The sequence below is a fragment of the Draconibacterium sediminis genome, from assembly GCF_000949475.1.
Taxonomy (GTDB): Bacteria; Bacteroidota; Bacteroidia; order Bacteroidales; family Prolixibacteraceae; genus Draconibacterium; species Draconibacterium sediminis.
The window spans coordinates 397,112-421,315 of the sequence record NZ_JRHC01000004.1 but is presented as its reverse complement, the minus strand read 5'-3'; the positions used below and the strand labels follow the sequence as shown (position 1 = coordinate 421,315).

The 24,204-nt window shown below is 40.5% G+C and carries 25 protein-coding genes and 1 tRNA gene; 14 read left to right on the top strand and 12 right to left on the bottom strand.

Translation table 11 applies throughout. From position 1 onward, the window contains the following. Positions 1–6: 6 nt before the first annotated feature. On the bottom strand, positions 7–2,193 hold the full coding sequence (recQ, locus tag LH29_RS16200; protein ID WP_045031681.1) for a DNA helicase RecQ: 2,187 nt from the start codon (positions 2,191–2,193) through the stop codon (positions 7–9). Positions 2,194–2,419: 226 nt separating this feature from the next. On the opposite strand from recQ, the gene tatC reads away from it, so the two are divergent. The 10 genes from tatC (at position 2,420) to upp (ending at position 10,422) form a co-directional block, all read left to right on the top strand. Continuing rightward, positions 2,420–3,268, top strand: coding sequence for a twin-arginine translocase subunit TatC (gene tatC, locus LH29_RS16195; protein WP_045031679.1), 849 nt, complete (start codon positions 2,420–2,422; stop codon positions 3,266–3,268). A 32-nt stretch (positions 3,269–3,300) separates the two neighbouring features. Further along, positions 3,301–4,023, top strand: a complete 723-nt coding sequence (gene lptB, locus LH29_RS16190; RefSeq protein ID WP_045031676.1) for an LPS export ABC transporter ATP-binding protein — start codon at positions 3,301–3,303, stop codon at positions 4,021–4,023. 200 nt (positions 4,024–4,223) lie between these two features. Then, positions 4,224–4,295, top strand: a tRNA-Glu gene (locus LH29_RS16185). 30 nt (positions 4,296–4,325) lie between these two features. Then, positions 4,326–4,577 (top strand): 30S ribosomal protein S20, encoded by a 252-nt coding sequence (rpsT, locus tag LH29_RS16180; RefSeq protein ID WP_038556318.1) that lies wholly within the window; start codon positions 4,326–4,328, stop codon positions 4,575–4,577. A gap of 148 nt (positions 4,578–4,725) precedes the next feature. Continuing rightward, positions 4,726–5,427, top strand: a complete 702-nt coding sequence (gene radC, locus LH29_RS16175; RefSeq protein ID WP_045031674.1) for a RadC family protein — start codon at positions 4,726–4,728, stop codon at positions 5,425–5,427. Positions 5,428–5,438: 11 nt separating this feature from the next. Then, positions 5,439–6,761, top strand: a complete 1,323-nt coding sequence (locus LH29_RS16170; RefSeq protein ID WP_045031671.1) for a polysaccharide deacetylase family protein — start codon at positions 5,439–5,441, stop codon at positions 6,759–6,761. Between the two features lie 13 nt (positions 6,762–6,774). Next, on the top strand, positions 6,775–7,692 hold the full coding sequence (locus LH29_RS16165) for a hypothetical protein (RefSeq protein WP_045031669.1): 918 nt from the start codon (positions 6,775–6,777) through the stop codon (positions 7,690–7,692). 6 nt (positions 7,693–7,698) lie between these two features. Then, a complete protein-coding gene (locus LH29_RS16160; RefSeq protein ID WP_045031667.1) occupies positions 7,699–8,667 on the top strand; it encodes a polysaccharide deacetylase family protein in 969 nt (322 codons plus the stop codon). Continuing rightward, positions 8,664–9,749 (top strand): hypothetical protein, encoded by a 1,086-nt coding sequence (locus LH29_RS16155; RefSeq protein WP_045031666.1) that lies wholly within the window; start codon positions 8,664–8,666, stop codon positions 9,747–9,749. Before LH29_RS16160 ends, LH29_RS16155 begins: the two co-directional genes overlap by 4 nt. A 10-nt stretch (positions 9,750–9,759) precedes the next feature. Then, on the top strand, positions 9,760–10,422 hold the full coding sequence (upp, locus tag LH29_RS16150; RefSeq protein ID WP_045031991.1) for a uracil phosphoribosyltransferase: 663 nt from the start codon (positions 9,760–9,762) through the stop codon (positions 10,420–10,422). A 79-nt stretch (positions 10,423–10,501) separates the two neighbouring features. Here upp and LH29_RS16145 read toward each other — a convergent pair whose 3' ends face one another. Next, positions 10,502–11,182, bottom strand: a complete 681-nt coding sequence (locus LH29_RS16145) for an FAD-binding oxidoreductase (RefSeq protein WP_052671021.1) — start codon at positions 11,180–11,182, stop codon at positions 10,502–10,504. Between the two features lie 263 nt (positions 11,183–11,445). Between LH29_RS16145 and LH29_RS16140 the strand changes: the two genes are divergently transcribed. Then, a complete protein-coding gene (locus LH29_RS16140; RefSeq protein WP_045031663.1) occupies positions 11,446–11,949 on the top strand; it encodes a flavodoxin domain-containing protein in 504 nt (167 codons plus the stop codon). On the opposite strand, the gene LH29_RS16135 is transcribed toward LH29_RS16140, so the two are convergent. The 8 genes from LH29_RS16135 to LH29_RS16100 all read right to left on the bottom strand — a co-directional run bounded on the left by LH29_RS16135 (position 11,946) and on the right by LH29_RS16100 (position 19,781). Then, a complete protein-coding gene (locus tag LH29_RS16135; RefSeq protein ID WP_045031660.1) occupies positions 11,946–12,659 on the bottom strand; it encodes a tRNA1(Val) (adenine(37)-N6)-methyltransferase in 714 nt (237 codons plus the stop codon). The genes LH29_RS16140 and LH29_RS16135 overlap by 4 nt on opposite strands. Beyond that, positions 12,659–13,030 (bottom strand): GxxExxY protein, encoded by a 372-nt coding sequence (locus LH29_RS16130; RefSeq protein WP_045031659.1) that lies wholly within the window; start codon positions 13,028–13,030, stop codon positions 12,659–12,661. Before LH29_RS16130 ends, LH29_RS16135 begins: the two co-directional genes overlap by 1 nt. A 133-nt stretch (positions 13,031–13,163) precedes the next feature. Then, on the bottom strand, positions 13,164–13,931 hold the full coding sequence (locus LH29_RS16125; RefSeq protein ID WP_045031658.1) for a TIGR02757 family protein: 768 nt from the start codon (positions 13,929–13,931) through the stop codon (positions 13,164–13,166). Positions 13,932–14,061: 130 nt separating this feature from the next. Continuing rightward, positions 14,062–14,712 carry an ABC transporter ATP-binding protein gene (locus LH29_RS16120; protein WP_045031657.1) on the bottom strand — a complete coding sequence of 217 codons (651 nt, stop codon included), beginning with the start codon at positions 14,710–14,712 and terminating at the stop codon, positions 14,062–14,064. Positions 14,713–14,741: 29 nt separating this feature from the next. Beyond that, a complete protein-coding gene (locus LH29_RS16115; protein ID WP_045031655.1) occupies positions 14,742–15,770 on the bottom strand; it encodes a calcium/sodium antiporter in 1,029 nt (342 codons plus the stop codon). Between the two features lie 18 nt (positions 15,771–15,788). Then, positions 15,789–16,055 carry a Sec-independent protein translocase subunit TatA/TatB gene (locus tag LH29_RS16110; protein WP_045031653.1) on the bottom strand — a complete coding sequence of 89 codons (267 nt, stop codon included), beginning with the start codon at positions 16,053–16,055 and terminating at the stop codon, positions 15,789–15,791. A gap of 213 nt (positions 16,056–16,268) precedes the next feature. After that, positions 16,269–19,271 carry a protein translocase subunit SecDF gene (gene secDF, locus LH29_RS16105; protein ID WP_045031651.1) on the bottom strand — a complete coding sequence of 1,001 codons (3,003 nt, stop codon included), beginning with the start codon at positions 19,269–19,271 and terminating at the stop codon, positions 16,269–16,271. Between the two features lie 102 nt (positions 19,272–19,373). After that, on the bottom strand, positions 19,374–19,781 hold the full coding sequence (locus LH29_RS16100) for a hypothetical protein (RefSeq protein WP_045031649.1): 408 nt from the start codon (positions 19,779–19,781) through the stop codon (positions 19,374–19,376). A gap of 166 nt (positions 19,782–19,947) precedes the next feature. On the opposite strand from LH29_RS16100, the gene LH29_RS16095 reads away from it, so the two are divergent. The 3 genes from LH29_RS16095 to LH29_RS16085 all read left to right on the top strand — a co-directional run bounded on the left by LH29_RS16095 (position 19,948) and on the right by LH29_RS16085 (position 22,621). Next, complete coding sequence (locus LH29_RS16095) at positions 19,948–20,373, top strand: gamma-glutamylcyclotransferase family protein (RefSeq protein WP_045031647.1); 426 nt, start codon at positions 19,948–19,950, stop codon at positions 20,371–20,373. A 103-nt stretch (positions 20,374–20,476) separates the two neighbouring features. Further along, positions 20,477–21,991, top strand: a complete 1,515-nt coding sequence (locus LH29_RS16090) for a TolB family protein (protein WP_045031645.1) — start codon at positions 20,477–20,479, stop codon at positions 21,989–21,991. A 33-nt stretch (positions 21,992–22,024) separates the two neighbouring features. Next, a complete protein-coding gene (locus LH29_RS16085; RefSeq protein WP_157493731.1) occupies positions 22,025–22,621 on the top strand; it encodes a hypothetical protein in 597 nt (198 codons plus the stop codon). 32 nt (positions 22,622–22,653) lie between these two features. Here LH29_RS16085 and LH29_RS16080 read toward each other — a convergent pair whose 3' ends face one another. Continuing rightward, complete coding sequence (locus tag LH29_RS16080; protein WP_045031640.1) at positions 22,654–23,079, bottom strand: aspartyl protease family protein; 426 nt, start codon at positions 23,077–23,079, stop codon at positions 22,654–22,656. A gap of 82 nt (positions 23,080–23,161) precedes the next feature. Then, a complete protein-coding gene (locus LH29_RS16075; RefSeq protein ID WP_045031638.1) occupies positions 23,162–24,082 on the bottom strand; it encodes a malate dehydrogenase in 921 nt (306 codons plus the stop codon). Between the last annotated feature and the right edge of the window lie 122 nt (positions 24,083–24,204).

Sequence of the window (24,204 nt, the reverse complement as noted above, 5' to 3'; positions counted from 1 at the left end):
TAAGGATTAGTTACCCATGTCGGAGAAGAACTTCACGCGCATTAAACGAATGTCATCTTCCGAGTATTCTTCTTCGCCTAATTCCTCCAGCGCATCCTCGATGGAGTCGGTTTGGGCCTCGCGGAAATATTCAAAAATATCCTCCTGATGATCTTCGTCAATCACATCATCAATGTAGTAATCGATATTTAATTTGGTTCCCGAATTCACAATCGCCTCCACTTCGCCAATCACATCGCTCACCTCAATTCCTTTTGAGTCGGCAATATCTTCAAACGACAATTTGCGGTCGATACTCTGAATGATAAACACCTTCATTTTCGATTTGTTGGCTACGGTACGTACCACCAAATCTTCCGGGCGTTCAATCTCATTTTCTTCCACATACGATTTTATGAGCGCCACAAACTCTTTTCCATACCGGCGGGCTTTCCCCTGTCCAACTCCCTGAATATTTTGCAACTCCTCGGTAGTTACCGGGTATTGAATAGACATGTCGGCCAACGACGGATCCTGGAAAATCACAAAAGGCGGCAAATTGTGCTTTTTGGCTATCTTTTTCCGAAGGTCTTTCAGCATAGCAAACAATTGCGGATCGCCACTTGCTCCTCCCGAAGGAGCACCTCCCGCACTGTTTGAATCATCCTCTTCTTCGTATTCGTGGTTTTTCACCAACATAAAGCTATGCGGCTTCTCAAGGAACTCATGCCCTTTTTCGGTAACCTTTAGCAAACCGTAATTTTCAATGTCTTTGTTGATGATTCCGGCTACCATCGACTGGCGGAACACAGCATTCCAAAAACGTTCGTCATGTTCTTTACCTGTACCAAACGATTTTAGCGTGTAATGTTTAAACGATTTTATGGCAGCAGTACTGTTGCCAATCAGGATATTGGCAATATGGTCGCCTTTGTATTTTTCGTTTACTTCCAGAATGGCTTTCAGGGCGGTAACAATTTCGTCTTTCGCCTCAATCTGCTCCTTCGGGTTCAGACAATTATCGCAGTTTCCACAATTATCCGTTCTGTAGTGCTCGCCAAAATAATGCAACAATATTATGCGGCGGCAAATGGCCGACTCGGCATACGAAACGGTATCCAACAAAAGTTGTTTACCGATCTCCTGCTCGGCAACCGGTTTCCCGTGCATAAACTTCTCCAGTTTCTGAATGTCTTTATAACTGTAAAAAGTTATGCATTGTCCTTCGCCACCATCACGACCGGCACGTCCGGTTTCCTGGTAATAACCTTCCAGACTTTTGGGAATATCGTAATGTATTACAAAACGCACATCAGGTTTATCGATACCCATACCAAAAGCAATGGTAGCCACAATCACATCCACCTCTTCCATCAGAAATTTATCCTGATTTCCTGAGCGGGTAGTGGCATCCATACCGGCATGATAGGCAAGTGCTTTAACTCCGTTCACCACTAAGGTTTCGGCCAGCTCTTCAACTTTTTTCCGGCTCAAACAATAGATAATGCCCGATTTGCCTTCGTTTTGTTTTATGAATTTTATAATCTGCGTTTCGGTTTTCACCTTTGGACGCACTTCGTAATAAAGATTCTCGCGATTAAACGATGCCTTAAAAACCTTTGCATCCAAAATACCGAGGTTCTTTTGAATATCGTGCTGAACCTTTGCAGTTGCCGTGGCTGTAAGTGCAACAATTGGCGACTTCCCTATTTCTTCAACAATCGGTTTTATCCGTCTGTACTCCGGTCTGAAATCGTGTCCCCACTCCGAAATACAATGCGCCTCATCAATGGCGTAAAACGATATCTTTATTTGCTTAAGGAATTCAATATTTTCTTCTTTTGTCAACGACTCAGGAGCAACATAAAGCAGTTTTGTTTTCCCGGCCAGCACATCTTCTTTTACCTGGGTAATGGCTGCTTTTGAAAGCGACGAATTCAGAAAATGCGCAACACTGTCTTCGGCATGTGTACCACGAATTGCATCTACCTGATTTTTCATTAGGGCAATTAAAGGGGAAATCACGATGGCAGTGCCCTCGAGAATTAAGGCCGGCAACTGATAAATCAACGACTTTCCTCCACCTGTAGGCATCAACACAAAGGTGTCTTTCCCGTCCATCACACTTTTAATCGCTTCTTCCTGTTGCCCTTTAAAACGATCGAAGCCAAAAAAACGCTGCAACTCTTCTGCTAATACAACTTTTTTACTCATATGTCCAATCTCCCAATATCTCTAGCATAAGTAAATTCTAAATTATTAAAAGTAAGCAAAATGGCAATACAATTTAATAAATTTTATATTTTAAAATAAGATGTATTTGATAAAGACTAACATTATGTGAAAAGTTTGAGCCGTGCAATATATAAGTAATATTTGAGATTTTAAATGCGAAAAATTCGTGTACATTTGTGAAGTTTTTTTTTGAAAACCAGAATTCATGAGCGAAGAGCGTACTACCAAAAAACAAGGCGAAGAAGGTTCAAAAGGAGAAATGTCCTTTCTTGAACACCTGGAGATACTTCGTTGGCACATTATCCGGTCGTCAGCGGCCATTGTTATTTTTGCCATCGTAGCATTTGTTATGAAATCGTTTATTTTCGATGTGGTTATCCTTAGTCCGAGAATGCCCGACTTTTGGACCAACCGGATGTTTGCCAAACTGGGCGACATGGTTGGATCGGAGGCATTAAAAATTAACCAGGTACCATTAAAAATGCAGAGTATAAAAATTGCAGGGCAGTTTTCTACGCATATTATGGTATCGATAATTGCCGGATTGATCATAGCTTCTCCTGTTGTTTTTTACGAATTCTGGCGTTTTATTAAACCCGCACTATACGAAAACGAACGAAAACATGCAGGAGGTGCAGTATTCTTTACTTCCGTATTATTTTTACTGGGTGTATTGTTTGGCTACTATTTAATTGTGCCCTTATCGATTCACTTTTTAGGTACCTACCAGGTAAGTAGCGAGGTTGAAAACACGATTAATCTCCGGTCGTATATCGGATCGGTTACATCTATATCGCTTGCTGCAGGAGTGGTTTTCCTTCTTCCGATTTTCTCTTACTTTTTAAGTAAAGTTGGACTTCTTACTCCTGAATTTATGAAAACATACCGACGCCATTCATATGTGGTAATGTTATTACTGTCGGCGATTATTACGCCGCCGGATATTTTTAGCCAGATTATGGTTTGTTTCCCACTGGTTTTCCTTTACGAAATAGGTATTGTCATTTCGCGCCGCGTAGTTAAAAATCGTGAAAAAGCAATGGAAGCCATGTAATTCCGTCAAAAATTGACGTTATTTGAACCATTATGATTCTTCGAGCAGAAAATATCGTTAAAAAATACCGAAAAAGAACCGTAGTAAAAGGAGTTAGTTTTCAGGTTGAGCAAGGTGAAATTGTAGGACTGCTGGGACCGAACGGCGCCGGTAAAACCACATCATTTTATATGATTGTTGGATTGATTCAGCCCTTTTCGGGAAAGATCTTTCTCGACGAAAAGGAGATCACAAAACTTCCAGTGTACAAAAGAGCACAGCGAGGTATTGGCTACCTGGCCCAGGAAGCTTCAGTATTCCGTAAGTTGAGTATTGAGGACAACATCAGGGCAGTGTTGGAAATGACTGATTATTCGAAAGAGTATCAGAAAGAAAAACTGGAAACATTGCTTGATGAGTTCAGTTTGCAGCATATCCGGAAAAGTAAAGGTATTCAGCTTTCGGGGGGTGAGCGACGCCGTACAGAAATTGCACGTGCACTGGCCATCGACCCGAAATTCATTTTACTTGATGAGCCTTTTGCCGGGGTTGACCCGATTGCGGTGGAAGACATTCAGCAAATTGTAATGCAGCTGAAAGAGAAAAATATTGGCGTGTTGATTACCGACCACAATGTACACGAAACACTGCGTATTACAGACCGCTCTTATCTCTTGTTTGAAGGAAATATCCTAAAAGCAGGAACAGCTGATGAGTTGGCTGCCGATGAGGATGTGCGCCGTGTTTACCTCGGTCAGAACTTCGAATTACGTTAGGAAAAACATTTTTACATTTTTTTTTATTTTTTTGTTTGCAGATTAAAAAATGTTTCTTTCCTTTGCAGCGCTAAAATAAAAACGGCGCTTTAAACGAAAAGCAAACCGATTTTAGCTGAGAAAAAAATCCTGAATAAATTTGGTCGATTACAAAAATGATGTATTTTTGCAGTCCCAAAATTAAGGGAGTTAAATAGGAAGGCCCGTTCGTCTAGGGGTTAGGACGCCAGGTTTTCATCCTGGTAGCAGGGGTTCGAATCCCCTACGGGCTACTAATTTTTAAAAAGAGAGAAAGAAAGAAAATGGCACATCATAAGTCAGCATTAAAAAGAATTCGTCAAGACGAAAAAAAGAGAGTACACAACAAGTACTACGCAAAAACTACACGTAATGCGATTAAAGCTTTGCGTAATGCTACTGATAAAGCTGAAGCAGAGAAAATGTATCCTTCAGTTGTTGCTATGATTGATAAATTAGCGAAACGCAATATCATTCATAAAAACAAAGCTGCAAACTTAAAATCGAAATTAACTACACAGGTTAATTCATTGTAAGAAGAGAAAAACCACATTATATAGAAAACCTCTCCGAGTTTCGGGGAGGTTTTTTTTGTGTTTCATAATCCCGTATGTTCTGTAACTATAATTTAGTATTTCCGAAATAACTAATTATAATTAATTTTAGGATAGAACTCCGGGACAAATGGGAGAATACAAAAAACTAAATATAAAAGACTGGGCTGTTGAAGATCGTCCGCGCGAGAAGTTACTAAACAAAGGACCACGATCGCTAACCGATGCCGAACTTATTGCCATATTGATTGGCTCGGGCAATATTGAAGAAACAGCCGTAGAACTCTCCAGGCGCATTTTAGCATCAGCCGACAATAATTTAAACGAACTGGGCCGTAAAGGCATCGATTACCTCACCAAATTTCAGGGAATTGGCGAAGCAAAAGCCGTTACCATTGCTGCTGCACTAGAGCTGGGCAAACGCCGGAAAGAAGCTGATGTATTCAATAAAAAGCAAATTACCGGAAGTAAAGATGCAGCTGAATATTTCCAGCCCATGCTTGGCGATCTGAATCACGAAGAGTTTTGGATTTTGCTTCTTAACCGCGGCAACCGGATAATCGACTCGTTTATTGTAAGCCAGGGAGGAATTTCAGGCACCGTAATCGATGTGCGACTGATATTAAAAAATGCGCTGGAAAAAATGGCCTGTGCCATTATTCTTTGTCACAACCATCCTTCAGGAACCATGCAGGCATCAAATGCCGATCTGAATATTACCCGTAAAATTAAAAGTGCGGCTGAAATTATGGATATAACGGTGCTCGACCATATTATTATTGGCCAGAACAATTACCTGAGTTTAGCCGACGAGGGAATGTTAAACGAATAAACCGAACGAAAATGATACTTTTTTATTCCGACGAAGTTAACCCACGGATTGAGTACATTGCAAAACTGATTTTCGCGAACATTTTGCAAACGGAAATTGCGTTTACTCAGAATTCTGCGGAATTTCGAAAGTCGGAAATCCCAAAGATCAACTATTCGTGCGAAAAATTTGGCAACGAATTTTACATTAAACCACATAAACTTATTTTTCAGAATGCACTTATAAAACCTACCATAAATTCGGTTTGGTACGAGGGTGAAAAATATTTCTGCGAAACGTCAAAAGACTCCGACTTGCCTTTCGATCCCTTTGCAGCGTCGTTTTATTTGGTTACCCGCCACGAAGAATACGTCGATAAAAACCGCGACAAACTGGGGCGTTATCCATACCAGAACAGCATATTATCGAAATATAATCTAATGCAAAAGCCAGTTGTAAATATCTGGGCAAAACTGTTGGGCAAACTGCTGAAAGAAAAATACCCGGAGTTTAGCTACAGCGAATCGAAATTTAAGTTTATTTCCACCATCGATGTCGACAATGCTTACGCTTACCAAAACAAAGGCTTTTTGCGAACAACAGCGGCCAGGGCAAAGTCGCTGATAAAAGGCAACCGGCAAGACACCCTAAAACGTAAACGGGTTTTAGACGGTGAAGAATCCGATCCGTACGACACCTACGATTACCTCGACAGTGTTTTTGCAGGAAACGAGGATAAGGTAAAATTTTTCTTTTTACTGGGCGATTACGGACGCTACGACAAAAACATTGCCCACACCAACAAGGAATACCGGGAATTGATAAAAAAGACAGCCGAAAAATACGACGTTGGTATTCACCCATCGTATGGAAGTAGCAGGAAAAAAGGCAAAAAGAAAGTAAAATTGGAAAAACAGCGACTGGAAGAAATTATTGGGAAAAGCATATCCAAAAGTCGCCAGCACTATTTACAACTAAAATTTCCGAAAACATACACCCGATTAATAAAAGCCGGAATTGAAGAAGATTACACACTGGGTTATTCAGCCCAACCGGGATTCAGGGGTGGTATCTGCACGCCCTATTGTTTTTACGATCTGAAACATGAATCGGTAACGAACCTGAAAATCATACCGTTCAACATTATGGACGGGACGTTGCGCTATTACCTGCAGTTGTCGCCGGAACAAGCTTTTGAAGAAATAAAAAGGATTATGCGGGAAGTTAAAAATGTTGGTGGTACATTTGTAAGTGTCTGGCACAACGAAACCGTAAACGATTTGGGAACATGGAAAGGTTTCAGAGAAGTGTTTGAACAGATGAACAAACTGGGATTTGAATGGGCGAATGAGTAGCCGGCATTTTTAAATGAGCAGCGTAAAAAAGATTCACTATATAAAACATGCACAAATCGATTCCGAGAAATGGAATCAATGCATTGATGGTGCGTTAAATTGCAGAATTTATGCCTACGACTGGCACCTCGACAGAACTGCCATTGAGTGGGATGCCCTGATTTATGGCGATTACGAATATGTAATGCCGCTGCCCTTTCGAAGCAAACTGGGCATAAAATACCTTTATCAACCACTTTTTTCGCAGCAGCTTGGAATCTTCCCTCCTCCATCGAAAGCGATTTTTGAAACATTTATTACAGCCATAAAAAATCGTTTTAAATACGTCGATGTGCAACTAAATGCAGTAAATATTCCCGGAGAAAATGACGGTGATATTTTTTTCGAACGTAAAAATTACCTGCTTTCGCTAACAAAAGATTTTAAATCGATCATTTCCGGCTACTCAAACAATACAAAACGAAATATTGCCAAAGCACAAAAGCAGGATCTTTCAATAATTGAAGGTATCCGGTTTGAAGATTACCTCGAATTTAAATCGAAAAATCTACCTGCCGGAGTTGATCAGTCGGCTGTCGCCAAACTGAAAAGCCTTATCGCTTTTGGCGAATACAAAGGCTTTGGAAAAATATACGGCGTATACACTCCGGGAAATGAACTTTGTGCAGCCGTTTATTTTTGCCGCTGGAAAGACCGTGTGATCTATTTTAATGCAGCCTCAAACGAAGAAGGGAAAAACACGGGAGCGATGTATTATCTGGTCAACCGTTTTATTGAAGACAATGCCGGAAAAAATCTGCTGCTGGATTTTGAAGGATCAATGATTCCGGGAGTTGAACGCTTTTACGCAGGTTTTGGAGCAAGACCCGAAACCTACTTTCAACTTAAATATAATCGTTTACCTTTGCTGCTAAGGTGGCTTAAACGATAATTGGCAATGAGGAATTTCCCGCGTTTAGTAAGTAAAAAACTGAGTCCGCTGTTTTCAACCCGAAAACTTCTCACAGCAATAACGCCTCCTTTTTTGCCCTTTTACCACACCGTTAGCAACCAGCCTTTACCACACATTTTAAATTACCCGGTAATTGATGAAAAACAGTTTAAGCAGGAACTCGATTTCTATTTGAAATATTTTAAACCTGTTTCGCTGGAAGAGCTAACAAAATCGGCCAAACCCGGCACTTTTCATTTAAGTTTTGACGACGGACTAAAAGAATGTACCGAAATAATTGCACCTATTCTTTTACAGAAAGGAATACCGGCAACTTTTTTTGTGAATAGCGGTTTTGTCGACAACAAAGAACTTTTTCATCGGTACAAAGCCAGTTTAATTGCCAATAAAATGCGCACACAACCTGATGCAGAAGCAGAAAATTACCTGCACGAAAACGGCATTCCACTAAAAGCATTATTGCAAACTCCATACTCAAAACGAGAAATACTTGATTATGCAGCAGAGTTACTTGAAATCGATTTTCAATCGTTTTTGGAGACACAAAAACCGTACATGACTACCGTCCAAATTAAAGAGTTGCATAACAAAGGTTTTTCCATTGGCGGACACAGTCATAAACACCCCGAATTCCGGAAGATTTCGGAGAAAAAACAGCTGAAGGAGATCAAAAAAAGTATGAAGTGGGTGGAGGAGAATGTAAATCCAAAAGTAAAAGCCTTTGCGTTTCCGTATACCGATGATGGCGTTTCCGGAAAACTGATAAAAAAGATACACGACAACGGATGGTGCGATATTAGTTTTGGGACGGCCGGCGTAAAATACGACGAAATCTCCAACCATTTTCAACGCTACCCCGCTGAACAACCGGGTGATTTTGAATTGAATATAAAAGCAGAATTTCTTTATTTTAAACTCCGCAAAACAATTGGCAAAGCAACAGTAAAACATTGACTTTACAGGTAAAAAAAATACGACTCAGCGAGCTGGAAAATTTTGTGAACAGCAAAGAATTTCAGAATTACGAAGTGATTCCCATTTCAACAATTCGCGCCCAATCGTATCTTGCCAATCCACACGGACATCCTGACGACATTGTACTTTATCTTGGTTTTACCGACAATAAATTGGTGGCCTTCCGAAGCATTTTTGCCGATACGCTCATTTCTGAAGATCAACTGATTCGTTTTGGGTGGTGCAGCGGAAGCTGGGTACACGAACAACACCGCCGCCTAGGTTATTCCGAACAACTTCTGCGCGAAGCATATAACGACTGGGACAAAAAACTGGCCTTCACCAATTACGCTCCCAATTCGGAAAAACTGTATTTAAAAACCGGCCTCTTTCAACCGATTCACCAGTTTGAAGGAGCGCGTTTGTATTTGTATGCAAAAACTACCAAACTTTTTCAGGCCAGAATAAATCCTGTTGCTGCAGTTCTATTCAAAATAACCGATTTTTTTATTGAGCTAATAGTTAATGTATTTGGCATCTTTTATAAGCCCAAGACAAACTCTACGGTATTATTCTCAGAAATTGAAAAACCGGATGAAGCCTGTTATCAGTTTATAAAATCCAACCCGGCTAACAGTGTTTTCAAGCGGAGAGAAGCCGAGTTAAAATGGATTTTTGAGTATCCCTGGCTGACACAACAAAAAAATGATGAAAGCTCCCGCTACCCTTTTTCATCTTTTTCGGGAAACTTTTACTACAGAACAGTTAAAGTGAAAAGAGACAATAAACTGCTGGGCCTTTTTATTTTCTCGGTACGCGAAGGTCATTTAAAAACACTGTATTTTAACCTCACCGAAGATTGCACAAAAGAAATTGCCGCCTTTTTAAAAAAATATTGCCTGAGTAATAAAATTGAGCACATTACTATTTATAAAAAGGAGCTGACAGACCAGCTTTTAAGTAGAAAATTCCCATTTTTGTACGCGAAAAGATACGGGCAAAAAATATACAGTACTTTTCAGGTATCAAATAAAAAGCAACATACATTTCAGGATGGTGACGGAGATCTCTTCTTCACCTAAAAAAAAAATTATGAACGTTCGAGTTTTAGGCAACACCCACTCCATTTTAGATCAGTATCTGGCAGAAATTCGGGATACAGGCATTCAAACCGACCCACTTCGTTTTCGTGATAACCTTAACCGTATTGGTGAAATTTTTGCATACGAAATAAGCAAAGAGATGCAGTTTGAAGTGAATGACGTTGTAACACCACTTGGCGTTGCAAAAGTTCCGAAATTATGCCAACAACCGGTTTTAGCAACTATTTTACGTGCCGGATTGGCCATGCACAACGGTTTGCTGCGTATTTTCGACCGGGCAGAAAATTGTTTTATTTCAGCCTTCAGAAAATACACCGAAGGAGGTGAATTTGAAATTGAATTTGAATACATGGCTTCGCCTTCGCTTGATAATAAAGTGGTTATACTTTCAGATCCGATGCTGGCCTCGGGAAAATCGATGGAAATTGGTTACGAAGCATTATTCAGCAAAGGAAAACCGGCGCACATTCACCTGGTGGCTATTATTGCCAGCGAAGAAGGAGTTGAGTATGTAAAGAATGCCATTAAAGACGAAAATGTGACTTTATGGCTTGGGGCTGTCGATCCTGAAATGACTCCAAAATCGTACATCGTTCCGGGACTTGGCGATGCCGGAGATTTGGCATTTGGCGAAAAAATCGATTCAAAATAGAATAAACAAGAATGCCAGCCCTTTACAGGACTGGCATTTCTTGAAAAACTCTCTCAAACTATTCTTTTGCAATTCTATCTTAAAAATATACCTCAACGGTAATATTCTCTCTTCCAAATCCTTTGTCGCTCAAAATCTCCATCGAGTCGAAGATCATATCGCTGTTTCCGCACAGGTAAAAGGAGGTATTTTTATCAAAATCTGTCTTTTTCAGGTAATCGGTCACCCTGCCGTTAAAATCGCCGCTTTTATCGCGCGATGTGCAAAGTGTGTAATTTCCTTTATTGTAATCTTCCTGCTCGTAGCCTTCCTCAGCATAACGAACCCCGTGAATTAACTGGTAATTCAAACCCGGATTACTTTTTACCATGCTATGAAACGGCGCAATTCCGGTTCCGCTGGCAATAAAAATATGCTTGTGCGTATCTTTATTTTTCACATCCAAACCAAATTTTCCGAAAGGGCCGTGCACTTCTACCATGTCGCCAACTTTCAGGTGTTTTAGTTTTGGTGAGAAGTAACCACCTTCAACTTCTTTTACCAACACCTCCAGGTTTTCCCCTTTCTCGGCACTGTAAATCGAGTATTCGCGGCTCTGATAGTCGCCTGTAATCGACAGGGACACATGTTGTCCGGCAACAAATTCGAAGCGACTTTTAGGTAAAGACAACACAAAAGTGTGTTCTGTTAATTTCCTGATTCCAACAACCTTATAATAATTTGTATCAAGCTGTACTTCTGGTTTCATATCAATTGTCATGATGTATCTAATTTTTTCTTCGACACAAAAATATGTGCAATTATTGATTTAAAGACTTTTTGGTATTCTATTTCACCGATAGTTTTAGAGAATTAACCGATTATTAACACGAATGTTCAATAGTGTGCCATAATTTTGGATAGAAATTTTCGAATATAGATCTCAATTTCTTAAAAACCAAGTAAGCAGAAAAAATGAAAGGAGTCCCGATTGATCGGGACGAGTCAAATCTTATACCATAGAAAACAAACAATAAGAAACCAATGAAAACATTAATCACCTACTGCACCACACATGGATGTACCGAAAAAACAGCTACCGAACTAAAACAGTTTTTGGGAGGCGAAGTTTTATTGATTAACCTAAAAAAAGAAGCGGTTAATGACCTTTCTTCCTTTGACCGGATAATTGTTGGCGGCTCTATTCATGCCGGCCAGATTCAGAAAAAAGTTAAAGAGTTTTGCAACGACCATCTTGAAACGCTGAAAAACAAAGAACTCGGCTTGTTTATTTGTTGTATGGAAGAAGGCGAAAAAGCGGAAATTCAGTTACACGACGCTTTCCCCGAAGGGTTGTTACTAAGTGCCAAAGCAACAGCATGCCTGGGCGGAGAGTTCGATTTTAATAAAATGAATTTCTTTCAGAAACTTATCGTAAAAAAAGTGTCGAAGGTAGAAAACAGTGTTTCGCACCTTAACCACGATGCCATCAAACGTTTCTCGCAGCAAATGAACCAGATTTTTAATCCGTTTATGTTTTTTGTTTAGAAGTTCAGGTAATAATCACGCGTTAACCTTTTAAATTTTTCGTTCCACGATCCATCATTATTATAGATTGTCAGGTGGTCAGTTACTGTAGCTGATTCCTTTTTACTCACCTCCAGTAAAACCCGGTTCGCCGGTTTTTTCTCGTTGGGAGCGATCATCGTAATTCTCGTTAAATAGAGATGGTGTTGCTGTGCCAGCCTTTCTATTTCCTTTACTGCCTGTTCGGGAAAAATAAATGCACATCGCCCCTCGTCCAATAACAACTGCGAAGTACACTGTAATAGCGTTTCGTATGATAAACTATCAGTATGCCGTGCTAAAGACCGGCTTTCATTACCCGCTTTTAACGAATTCTGAAAGAAAGGAGGATTTGACACAATCAAATCGAATTGCTGTGCAGTTTCAGCGGCATACTTTTGTAACGAAACATTCACTACTTCTACCCTGTTTTCCCAGGGCGATGCAGCTACATTTTCAGCAGCTTCTTCGGCAGCATTGTTTTCAATTTCGATCGCAGCGATTTGGGCTTTGGAGCGCTGTGCCAGCATCAGGGCAATTAAACCGGTTCCGGTTCCAATATCGAGAATCGTGTTACAGTCGCGAACATCAGCCCACGCCCCCAGCAGAATCCCATCGATTCCTACTTTCATGGCCGAACGTTGTTGTTCGATACGGAATTGTTTAAATTGAAAATAATTGTTTCTGCCCATTACATTATAAATCGCTTAATGCCATCTTTTAACCGCAGCACATTAAAATTCAACAACAATCCTAGCTTAAAATCCCCAACCTTCAAATAGGTAAGTACCTGTGCAAAATGAACATCTGTAAATGTTTCAACTGCTTTTAGCTCAATTACAATTTTGTTTTCTACTAACAGATCGATCCGATAACCATGATCTAGTTTTATATCTTTATAAATAATAGGTAGTGGCTTTTCCTTCTCAACATTCAAACCTAATGCTGTCAACTCATAATAAAGACATTCCTTGTAAGTGGACTCCAGTAGGCCCGGACCAAGTGCCTTATGAACTTCAATAGCTTTACCAATAATTAAACCAGATAATTCATTTGTATCCATCTCCTTCGTGTTTTGGTGAAAAAATAAAGTTACACAAAGATTCACCAAGACCACACAAAGAGCCACAAAGTTTATTTTACTTTGTGAATCTCTGAGTCTCCTTCGAGTTCTCTGTGTAATAAAGAAACAAAGGTTAAAATTTTTCGAAAACACCCAACCCAAACAAGGCAAAATCATATTTAATCGGGTCGTCCGGATCGAATTCACGCAAAGTGCTGGTAATTTCTTCCACCGCTTTCCAGTCGTTGGATTTTCGTTGTAGCAGCCCTAGCTTACGCCCCACATTTCCGGTATGCACATCAAGCGGTAACATCAAGGCCGATTGCGGAATTCCTTTCCATAAACCAAAATCCACTCCCGATTTATCGTTACGACACATCCAGCGCAAATACATGTTCAGGCGTTTGGCCGACGCCCCTTTGGTAACATTCGAAATATGTTTGCGTGTTCGTTCGCCTTCCGTTTCGAAAAATACAGAATGGAAGTGTGCCAATGCAGATTTTACTGTCTGTTCCTGTTGAAATCCACGTTCAAAAATGGCTTGCAAACCATTGTGATTTTTATAAATATTTCGCAGCGAACGAATAAAATAAATACAATCGTCGCCGTTAAATGTGCGGTGCACAAACTTTTGGAGGCGGTCAAGCTCCTTTTCCGAGGCGTTTAATACAAAGTCATGTGGCTGATCATCGAGCAAAGCCATTAAACGCAAGGCATTTTTTATAATAGCCGACCGGTTTCCCCAAGCAATGGTTGCTGCCAGAAAACCGGCAATCTCAATATTTTCTTTTTCGATAAACTGCTTGGGAACCTGAATCGGATCGGTTTCAATAAATTCGGGTTGGTTGTACTCTTCAACTTTTTCGTCGAGGAAATCTTTTAGATCAGCTATTTTCTCCATTCTTCAATTTTATGAAAAGATTGATACTGGATACTGGATCCCCCGACGCTTTCGGTCGGGATTTGGCTGTGGCCGATTTTCAATTCGCTTCGCTCAACTGGATACTGCGACTGCTCACTGGCGACTTTTTTCACTCGATAATTCCATCTTTGATGTGGATGATCCGGTCGGACTGTTCGGCAAAATGATCATCGTGCGTAACAATAATAAAAGTTTGCCCCAAATCGTCGCGTAATTTAAAAAGCAGGTCGTGCAATTCGTCGCGGTTGGTAGAATCAAGGTTTCCCGATGGTTCATCGGCCATTACCACCGATGGGCTGTTTATCAGCGCACGGGCCATCGCCACCCGTTGTTTTTCGCCACCCGACAATTCAGATGGTTTATGTGTCATGCGGTCGGCCAGTCCCAAATAATCGATCAGTTCTTTTGCACGCGCTTCGGCTTTTGCCTTTGGTGTTTTGGCAATAAAGGCCGGAATACAAACATTTTCCAAGGCTGTAAACTCGGGCAGTAAATGATGAAACTGAAATACAAAACCAATTTCGCGGTTCCGAAATTCTGCCAGCTTATTATCATTGAGCTCAGATATTTTCGTGTCGTTAAAAAAGAGTTCACCGCTGTCGGGTTTACTTAGTGTTCCGAGAATTTGCAACAGAGTAGTTTTCCCTGCCCCACTGGCTCCAACGATGGAATAAAGTTTCCCTTTTGGAATATCCAGGTCAATTCCCTTCAGCACCTCAAGTGCTCCGAACGATTTTGTTATGTTTTCAGCTCTTATCAATGCAATTATTTATAGGATAAACACAAATTTTACAGCTTTAGTATTTCGTACAACACATATGCGAGGTAAGCCAATAAAAGTACAATTCCTGTAAGTTTCCCCACTTTCCAGCGTTGAACAAGTAAAAGTACGATCAGTAACAATACCGATCCTGACAAAATGAGCGACGAACCCAACAGGTTTCCACCGGCTTCGATAGTACCTCCCGAAATAAGCATTACGAGAATGAAAGGGAATCCCAATCCTACCAGAATATCGAAAATATTCGAACCAATGGCATTACTAACAGCCATATCGCCACGTCCCTGGCGTGCCACAATTAGTGATGAAAACAAATCGGGAATAGAGGTTCCGATTGCCAATACGGTAAGTGCAATTATCGCTTCAGGAATATTTAATTCGTGCGATATAACAACAGCCAGCTCAACCAACACCCAACTTAATGCGGCAATTAAAACGATGGAGACAAAAAATACCAGGTAGTAACGTTTGGGTTTCGGAAAAATAAAACAAAGTACATGATCGAATGGCGCCAGAATTCCTTTCGGATTACAATCGGGTTCTTCTTCCTCATCACGTTGATTGTCTTCGTATTTAAACCACTTTCGCCAGTATACCACAGAAATTACATACAGCACATAAACGGCCAGAAAAACGCCGGTTTCCCACATTTCCAGTTTTCCGTCCCAGATAAAAACCACCAGGAGAGCCACCGAAAGCGAATAAAAAATAAGATCGCGAATTACCGGACTTTTTGTTAATGTAGCTTTTCGCACCAATGCCGATGCACCAACAATTACCAGCAGGTTAAAGATGGCACTACCTACAATGCTGCCGATACCGATTGCCTGGTGTTCGCCGGGTTTTATAACGGCAAACAAAGCCACGAACAACTCCGGGGCACTCGACCCCACAGCCATTAATGTAGCTCCGGCGGCATCGCTTGATAAGCGCAGGTCTTTCGAAATTTTATCCAAAGACGATATAAAAAACAAATCGACAACACGGGCAAGCAAAATAAAGCAAGCCAGCAACGCCAATATGGAAAGTATAATCATTAAAATGATTTTTTGTGTTTAATCCTTCAACTTGTCGGTAATACCTTTTTGTATGTCAGTAGTTTCCTTTTTTACCGTTGAAGAAACCTCATCAATGTCCTTTTTAATATCAGAAGTATGGTTATCGAGTTCGCGTTTTATTTCGTTTGTGGCTTTCTTAAACTCACGCATTCCTTTCCCCAGTGTTTTGGCAATATCGGGTATCGCTTTCGATCCGAAAAACAACAATGCCAATAGCATCACCAAAACTATCTCACCACCACTTATGAATAATAAATACTGCATCGTTAAAATTGATTTAGATCACAAATATATAAAAAGTTGGAAGTCGGAAGACCGAAGACGGAAGATAGTTTTTGAAACTTGAATACATAAATTTAAAAGAAGAATTCCTGTTCCTTTATTGCCAGAAAAAAAGGATGTCATCCCAATTAAGCGATGACATCCTTTGTATAAATTCAGTCTTCCGTCTTCCGACTTCGGACTTTGGTCTTCAAACTATTTTTTGCGTTTTGCAACTACTTTGGCAACACGGCTACGTGTGTCGTGTGCAATTGGTGTTGCAATGAAAAGCGATGAGTAAGTACCCACAACTACACCTACCAACAAAGCGAATGTAAAGCCTCGAATGGTAGCTCCACCAAATAAGAAAATAGCTAACAATACCACAAAAGTTGACAGCGATGTACTAAATGTACGACGCAGCGTGCTGTTTAATGCAGCATCAACGTTCTCTTCACGGTCGCGTTTTGGGTGCAAGCCCAGGTACTCCCTGATACGGTCGAATACAACCACGGTGTCGTTAATCGAGTAACCCAGCACTGTTAGAATGGCCGCGATAAACGCCTGGTCGATTTCCAATGAGAATGGCAGTACTCCTGATAATAATGAGAAGATACCCAATACGATTAACGAGTCGTGTGCCAATGCAGCAACGGCTCCCAAACCATATTGCCAGTCGCGGAAACGAACAAGGATATAAAGGAAAATAATGATCAGCGAGAAAGCGATTGCAATAGCTGCATCCTTACGGATATCATCCGAAATGGTAGGACCAACTTTTTGTGAACTCTGCTGATAATCCTGAGTAAATTCTTCAAGTGTTACCGACTGGTCGATCAGGTCGGCATCCTGCAAACCTTTCATTAACAAAGCTTCCACTTCGTTATCAACATCTTCGCTGCGGTCTTCGATTCTATAGTCGGTAGTAATTTTAATGTCTTCGCCCGAAGTTTTCACTTCCGGTGCTGTTCCGAAAACATCGGCCAGTGCTGCCCGTACTTCTCCAACTTCAACATCTTTCTGGAATTCTACAATATACGAACGACCACCTTTAAAATCGATACCGTAATCCAAACCACGAACAAAGAAAGATCCGATAGAAATCAGAATGAATACACCTGAAATCACATAGAACATTTTTCTTTTCTCGAGGAATTTAATTTTCATATTACGCAACCAACCTTCTGTAGCTGTTGAAGCAAACAAGATACGGCCGCCTTTTTTCAATTGCCATTCGAAAATCAAACGGGTTAAGAAAATTGCCGAGAACAATGAGGTAAGAATACCAATGATCAGCGTTGTAGCAAAACCTTTGATCGGACCTGAACCAAACAGGTAAAGTACAATACCGGTTAATAAGGTAGTAACCTGACCGTCGATAATTGCTGAGTAAGCATTTTTATAACCATCGGCAATGGCCAGTTTCACACCTTTACCGGCGCGCATTTCTTCCTGAATACGTTCGTAAATCAGCACGTTGGCATCAACCGACATACCAATGGTAAGTACGATACCTGCAATACCAGGCAGTGTAAGTACTGCACCCAATGAAGCAAGAATACCAAAGATAAAGAACATGTTGGCAACCAGTGCGATGTTTGCAGCCAAACCTGCATTTTTGCTGTAGAAGAACAACATGTAAACCAATACAAGCGCAAAAGCAATTACAAATGAAAGTAAACCACTGTTAATCGCTTTCTGACCCAGTGAAGGACCAACAATGTCTTCCTGAATGATACGTGCTGGAGCCGGCATTTTACCCGACTTCAGTACGTTTGCAAGGTCTTGTGCCTCTTCAATACTTTCCAGTCCGCTAATACTTGAACGTCCTCCGGGAATCTCGCCATTTACATTTGGGAATGAACGAACATAACCATCAAGAACAATTGCAATTGATTTACCAACGTTTTCTTTAGTCATACGTTGCCAAACCTTAGCACCTTCTGCATTCATTTGCATAGCTACTTCAGGGTTTGTGCCAAATTGGTCGAAGTCCTGACGAGCATCGGTAATTACACCACCATCAAGAGGTGCTTTTCCATCGCGGGTAGTAACTTTTAAAGCAATTAAACGGTAAAAATTACCCGCTTCATCCATCGATTTTGCAGTCCATGCAAACTTCAGATCGCGTGGGAATACACTTTTGATTTGTGGATTATTCAGGTAAGAATTAATCTTTGCTGTATCTTTCGCATTGGCTATACCTACAGCCGGGCCAGGGTAAAACTGACCGGTTTGCTGATCAGCACTTGGATTCAACAACGCGAACAACGGAAATTGCTCTTTGTACGCAGCTAAATTATCAAGTGTAGCAGTAGTATCATCGGCGGCACCGGCTTCCAGTTCCGAAAGCAAAGAGTTCTCTTCCGATTCGTCGGCAGTTGTTTCAGCCTCTGTTGTTTCAGCAGTAGCCTCATCGCCACTTTTTTCTTTTCCAAGAACTTCCAACTCTTTAATTCGCTCGTTGGCCTGAGCCAGATATGGATAAACCTCCTGGTTTTCGTATGTTTCCCAGAACTCAAGGTTTGCAGTTCCCTGCAACAGGCTACGAACACGGTTCTGATCTTTTACACCCGGCAATTCAACTAAAATTCTCCCGCTGGTTTGCAGGTTCTGAATATTAGGTTGTGCTACACCAAAACGGTCGATACGTGTACGGATGATATTAAAAGCATTGGCGATTCCAGCCTTGGTTTGCTCATCGATAATTTTTAGAACATCAGCATTACTGGTGTTAAAGTTTATCTGATCGCGCAATTCCAAAGTATTGAAAACTGAAGCCAGTTTAGCGTTCGGATCAATTTCTTCGAAAGCTTCGCCAAACAGTGCTACAAAGTCTTTTGTACTGTTTTGCTGGTTTTTAGTTGCCAGCGCCAAAGCAGCGTTAAAAGTTTCGTCGTCGCTGTAGTTCGACATCGCACGGATGATATCCTGTACTTCAACCTGAAGTGTAACGTTCATACCACCTTTAAGGTCAAGACCCAGGTTCAATTCCAGCTCCTGAACATCTTTGTAAGTAAATTTTTTCAATCCAAGGAAGTTGTAAACCACTTCACTTTTCATCGAATCAAGGTATTGAAACTCTTTTATTTCGTCACCTTGTGCATATTCAATGGCATCATCTTTTACCTTGTTCGATACCCAGGTAAATGATAATTGGTATAAACATACCGCTGCCAACAGAATTGCAAATGTTAAAACTGCACCTTTGTTTTGCATTTTAATTTGAATTTAAATGTTTATTGATATTTTTTATTTGATTGATTTCAAGCTAATTCAGGCACACATTGCACCTGTTATTCTTTTAAACGAATAAAAGAATTACGATAAAGCGTCGGCGTCTTCTTCGGGGGAAAAGACGTGATTTTGAAATACCAGGTAGTGATAGGATGAGATAAGCGGGGTAGTTTGTATAACTGCCTCTGCTTTTAAAACCTGGTAATTACGAATGGAGTGATAATTGCGTAAAAATTTGTCGTGTAACTGAGGTTTTGTATGTTTCGAATACACACGATCTTCGAATGTTTTTATAGTATTTGTAGAGGTTTGAGCAATCAGGTAAACAGCACTCTGTTCATTACTCTGCTCCTGCGATTCGGCCTGAATCTTTAAAACCTCTTCAGGATTATTTCCAAAATAATTATCCAAAACTAAGGCAGCCGCAATAATTGCCATAAACATGGCCATGCGAACTACAATACTTCTGGTTATTTTAATTTTAGAAATCATACTTTAAACTTCTCGTCTGCAACAACTTAAAACATTTGTCGTAAAAAAAACTTTTTACACTGGTTTTTACACCTTATTTTTAAGCGGAGCAAATATACCGAAATACTCCAGCTTTCCAAAAACGACAGCTGTTATTTTGAAGTATTTCGTTTAACGCCAACAATTTATGATGAATGTATTTGTATATGGATCGCTGCTGTTTCCTGAAATAGCTGATGGTTTGTGCGGGCAAAAGTTAAAATCGGAAAATGCAACTCTTAATGGTTACGCGCGCTTTGCTTTAAAAGGGGCCGACTATCCGGCAATTATAAAAAAAGATAACTTCACGGTAAAAGGAAAAGTACTTCGCAACCTCGATGAAAATGCGATATACCTGCTAACTTTTTACGAAGGCGATGAATATGGGATGGTACCGGTTAAAGTAGAAACCAATTCAGGAATTATAAATGCGGTTGCTTTTGTTTGGATGGCCGGAAATGAATTTTTGGAAGACTTTGACTGGGACGAAGATAAATTTGAATCGGAATCGCTGGCATTTTACCGCGACGAAATTGTTCCGGCAACACGGGCAGAATATTTCAGCAGAAATTAGTTGGGCAGAATGTGTTCAAGAATAGGTGCTGTATTCCGAAATTTGAATTTAAACTCCTTATTTTTACCCTTCTTGCAACACTAACCAACTAAATTAAAACGTCATGATCAAATCTGCTTTCTTTCGTTTAACCACCGCTATTTGTGTTTTATTAATCAGTTTAAATTTTGCCATGGCACAAAATAAATTAGGAATCTTTGACAACCACACCGATATTGGAGCCTGCAAACACCCCGGTTTTGCTTCGTTTAATGCAAACGACCAAACATACACAATCGGTGGATCGGGATTTAATATGTGGTTTTCCGACGACCAGTTTCATTACCTGTGGACAACACTTCAGGGCGATTTTATTTTGCGCGCCGAAGTAAAATTTCTTGGCAATGGTGTTGATCCGCACCGCAAAGTTGGTTTGATGGTTCGGAATAACCTCGACAGCAATTCGCCACATGCCAATGCAACCGTTCATGGCGACGGGCTTACATCTCTGCAATACCGAAAAACTGCAGGAGCAGATACAGAAGAAGTTAAGTCGGAAGATCAGGCACCGGATGTAATTCAGCTGGAAAGAAAAGGCTCAACTTTCATTATGTCGACAGCCAGGTTTGGCGAACCGCTTAAAGTGGTTCAACTTGACAATCTTTCGCTCGACAATGAAGTTTATGTGGGAATATATGTTTGTGCACACAACTCAGATGTTATGGAAAGTGCTGTTTACCGGAATGTGCGAATCATACGCCCCGAAAAAGAAGACTATGTGCCTTACCGGGATTACATTGGAAGCAACCTTGAAATACTGGATATTGAAAGCGGATTGCGAAAAGTGATATATCATTCGGCACATTCGATTCAGGCACCTAACTGGACTCCTGATGATGAAAAGCTGATCTATAATTCAAAAGGACATTTATTCACCTACCTGTTGGCAACAGGTGAAATAAATCCGTTGAATACCGGTTTTGCCACCAGTAACAACAACGACCACGTTTTAACTTTCGATGGAAGTTTGCTGGGCATTTCGCATCACAGTGCTGATAACGATGGAAAATCCACGATTTACTACCTGCCGGCCAAAGGCGATTCCACACCTGTTCAGGTTACAAAAACAGGACTTGGTGCCTCGTATTTTCATGGTTGGTCGCCCGATAAAAAAACGATGGTCTTTACCGGCGAACGAAACGGGCAATACGATATTTACAGCGTGGATGTTGAAAGCGGAGAAGAGACACGACTCACCAACTTCAAAACACTTGATGACGGACCGGAATACAGCCCCGATGGGAAGTACATCTTTTTTAATTCGGCCCGAAGCGGAAAAATGCAATTGTGGCGAATGGATGCCGATGGCAAAAATCAGGTACAGCTAACCGACGACAAATACAACGACTGGTTCCCGCATGTAAGCCCGGATAAAAAGTGGATCGTATTTATTTCATTTCCTGAAGATGTTGATCCTGCTGATCATCCGTTTTACAAACACTGTCTGATTCGCTTAATGCCATACGAAGGTGGCGAACCACGCATTATAGCCTACATTTACGGCGGACAGGGATCGATAAATGTTCCGAGCTGGTCGCCCGACAGCAAGAAGATTGCGTTTGTTTCGAACAGCGATTAAGTATTACCCAAACCAGATAAAAACTTATATATCATGCTAAAAACACATGTTTTTTTCTTCGCTTTAATTCTGTTACTACTTGGCTTGGGGTGCACGAATATTAACCGCAGTCCGGTTGAAGCAGGAAAGCTGGAGAATGAGATTTATTCCAGCAACTATTTCAACCTAACGATGAGCGTTCCGGGAAATTGGAAAGTGAACACTTTGGGCAAAGTGGAGAAAAAAGCAACTCCGGCAGACGAAAATAAAGCGGACACTACATTAGTGGCCAACTTGCTCATTATTTACCAGGAAATTAAAAAGGAAGAGTTTAAACCCAATCTTTCAATGATTGCAGAAAGGTGTATACTTTATCCCGAAGTTAAAAATGAGAACGACTATTTAGCGCAGGTTAAAAAGCAATATGCAAATTTAAATCCCATTACTTCCGAGATAGAGAAAACGATTTTATCAAACGATGTTGAGTGTTTTACTTTCGATCTTACCATGACAATTCAGGAAATGACGATGCAACAAACTCATTTCGCCTTGAAAAGGAATGATTTTTATATCGATATCACGATCACTTATCAAACAGATAAACAAAAGCAAGAATTGGAGGCAATTGTAAATTCGTTAAAACTAAATTAACGCCATGCGTAATCCTTTAAAATCCGGATTATTTACTCTGACAACTTTAGTACCCGTCGTTTATAATCAATAACGGCATTGTATTTCAGCAGGAAATCGCTTCCCAGCAAACCGCAGATTTTATAGTCGCTTACTTTTTGGTACAGCTCGTTAATGTGATCCATGTCCATCAAGGCAACTTTCATATTGCCGACTTTTAGCTTTCCAAAAAACAATGGTTTTATAATACCCAGCGATGTTTTTAAAGGTTCCTCGCTCATATTAGCTGCATGAAGCTCTTCGGTACCTTCCTCTTCCGACCAAATAAATTCAGCCTGGTTTTTATCAAATACCGATTTTGAGGCCCCGGTATCAATCACCCAATAAGCGGTTTCGCTTCCTTCGAATTGCGTGGGAAGAATTAAATGATAGTTCGAGGATTCCAGCTCTATAATGTCGATAGGTATTTTCGTTCGCATGGCTTCAAATTTAAAACAAATTAGCACAAAAAAAGGCCCGCAATAAGTGCGAGCCTCTGTATGCTGTAATTCTTTTTCCGAATTATAGTAAAGCGTTTACTGCAGAAACACCCTCTGCACTTGCAGCCAATTTTTCTTTTTCAGCATCGGTCAATTCGATTTCAACGATTTTCTCGATACCGTTTTTACCGATGATACAAGGAACACCGATTGAAATGTCGCTTAAACCATACTCGCCTTCAAGAAGAGCTGAACATGGGAACATTTTTTGAGAATCCAATGCAATGGCGCGAACCAATTCTGATACTGCTGCACCAGGAGCATACCATGCGCTGGTTCCCAGCAATTTTGTTAAAGTAGCACCACCAACTTTAGTAGCTTCAACTACTTCAGCTTGTTTTTCTTCACTTAAAAATTCAGTAACAGGAACACTGTTACGAACAGCTTTGTCGATTAACGGAACCATACCGGTATCGCTGTGTCCACCGATTACCATTGCAGAAATGTCAGACTGTGCGCATTCCAATGCTTCAGCCAATCTGTATTTAAAACGTGCGCTATCTAAAGCTCCACCCATACCGATAATACGGTTTTTAGGAAGACCTGTAGCTTTGTGTGCCAGGTAAGCCATTGTATCCATTGGGTTACTAACCACAATAATGATTACGTTTGGCGACTCAGCGATCAATTTTTCAGCAACGTCTTTTACAATTCCGGCATTAATACCGATCAACTCTTCACGAGTCATTCCCGGTTTACGTGGAATACCACTGGTAATTACTGCAACATCGCTACCAGCTGTTTTAGTGTAATCGTTAGTGGCACCAACGATGGTTGAGTCAAAACCGTTTAACGAAGCAGTTTGCATCAAATCCATTGCTTTTCCTTCAGCAAAACCTTCTTTGATGTCAATCAATACTATTTCTTCTGCAAAATCTTTAATTGCGATATACTCGGCACAACTTGCACCTACTGCACCTGCTCCAACTACTGTTACTTTCATTTTACTAGTGAGTTTTATTATTATAAAATCGTGTTTTCTTAAACAATTGTCTGTCAAATTGTTTTAAGGCACGCAAAGTTAATTTTTTTTCGCTATGACGGAAATAATTCAGAGTCCCCAAA

Coding starts and splice junctions, on each gene's coding strand:
- recQ (WP_045031681.1), bottom strand. CDS start 2,193: ATGAGTAAAAAAGTTGTATTAGCAGAAGAGTTGCAGCGTTTTTTTGGC.
- tatC (WP_045031679.1), top strand. CDS start 2,420: ATGAGCGAAGAGCGTACTACCAAAAAACAAGGCGAAGAAGGTTCAAAA.
- lptB (WP_045031676.1), top strand. CDS start 3,301: ATGATTCTTCGAGCAGAAAATATCGTTAAAAAATACCGAAAAAGAACC.
- rpsT (WP_038556318.1), top strand. CDS start 4,326: ATGGCACATCATAAGTCAGCATTAAAAAGAATTCGTCAAGACGAAAAA.
- radC (WP_045031674.1), top strand. CDS start 4,726: ATGGGAGAATACAAAAAACTAAATATAAAAGACTGGGCTGTTGAAGAT.
- LH29_RS16170 (WP_045031671.1), top strand. CDS start 5,439: ATGATACTTTTTTATTCCGACGAAGTTAACCCACGGATTGAGTACATT.
- LH29_RS16165 (WP_045031669.1), top strand. CDS start 6,775: ATGAGCAGCGTAAAAAAGATTCACTATATAAAACATGCACAAATCGAT.
- LH29_RS16160 (WP_045031667.1), top strand. CDS start 7,699: ATGAGGAATTTCCCGCGTTTAGTAAGTAAAAAACTGAGTCCGCTGTTT.
- upp (WP_045031991.1), top strand. CDS start 9,760: ATGAACGTTCGAGTTTTAGGCAACACCCACTCCATTTTAGATCAGTAT.
- LH29_RS16145 (WP_052671021.1), bottom strand. CDS start 11,182: ATGACAATTGATATGAAACCAGAAGTACAGCTTGATACAAATTATTAT.
- LH29_RS16140 (WP_045031663.1), top strand. CDS start 11,446: ATGAAAACATTAATCACCTACTGCACCACACATGGATGTACCGAAAAA.
- LH29_RS16135 (WP_045031660.1), bottom strand. CDS start 12,659: ATGGGCAGAAACAATTATTTTCAATTTAAACAATTCCGTATCGAACAA.
- LH29_RS16130 (WP_045031659.1), bottom strand. CDS start 13,030: ATGGATACAAATGAATTATCTGGTTTAATTATTGGTAAAGCTATTGAA.
- LH29_RS16125 (WP_045031658.1), bottom strand. CDS start 13,931: ATGGAGAAAATAGCTGATCTAAAAGATTTCCTCGACGAAAAAGTTGAA.
- LH29_RS16115 (WP_045031655.1), bottom strand. CDS start 15,770: ATGATTATACTTTCCATATTGGCGTTGCTGGCTTGCTTTATTTTGCTT.
- LH29_RS16110 (WP_045031653.1), bottom strand. CDS start 16,055: ATGCAGTATTTATTATTCATAAGTGGTGGTGAGATAGTTTTGGTGATG.
- secDF (WP_045031651.1), bottom strand. CDS start 19,271: ATGCAAAACAAAGGTGCAGTTTTAACATTTGCAATTCTGTTGGCAGCG.
- LH29_RS16100 (WP_045031649.1), bottom strand. CDS start 19,781: ATGATTTCTAAAATTAAAATAACCAGAAGTATTGTAGTTCGCATGGCC.
- LH29_RS16095 (WP_045031647.1), top strand. CDS start 19,948: ATGATGAATGTATTTGTATATGGATCGCTGCTGTTTCCTGAAATAGCT.
- LH29_RS16090 (WP_045031645.1), top strand. CDS start 20,477: ATGATCAAATCTGCTTTCTTTCGTTTAACCACCGCTATTTGTGTTTTA.
- LH29_RS16085 (WP_157493731.1), top strand. CDS start 22,025: ATGCTAAAAACACATGTTTTTTTCTTCGCTTTAATTCTGTTACTACTT.
- LH29_RS16080 (WP_045031640.1), bottom strand. CDS start 23,079: ATGCGAACGAAAATACCTATCGACATTATAGAGCTGGAATCCTCGAAC.
- LH29_RS16075 (WP_045031638.1), bottom strand. CDS start 24,082: ATGAAAGTAACAGTAGTTGGAGCAGGTGCAGTAGGTGCAAGTTGTGCC.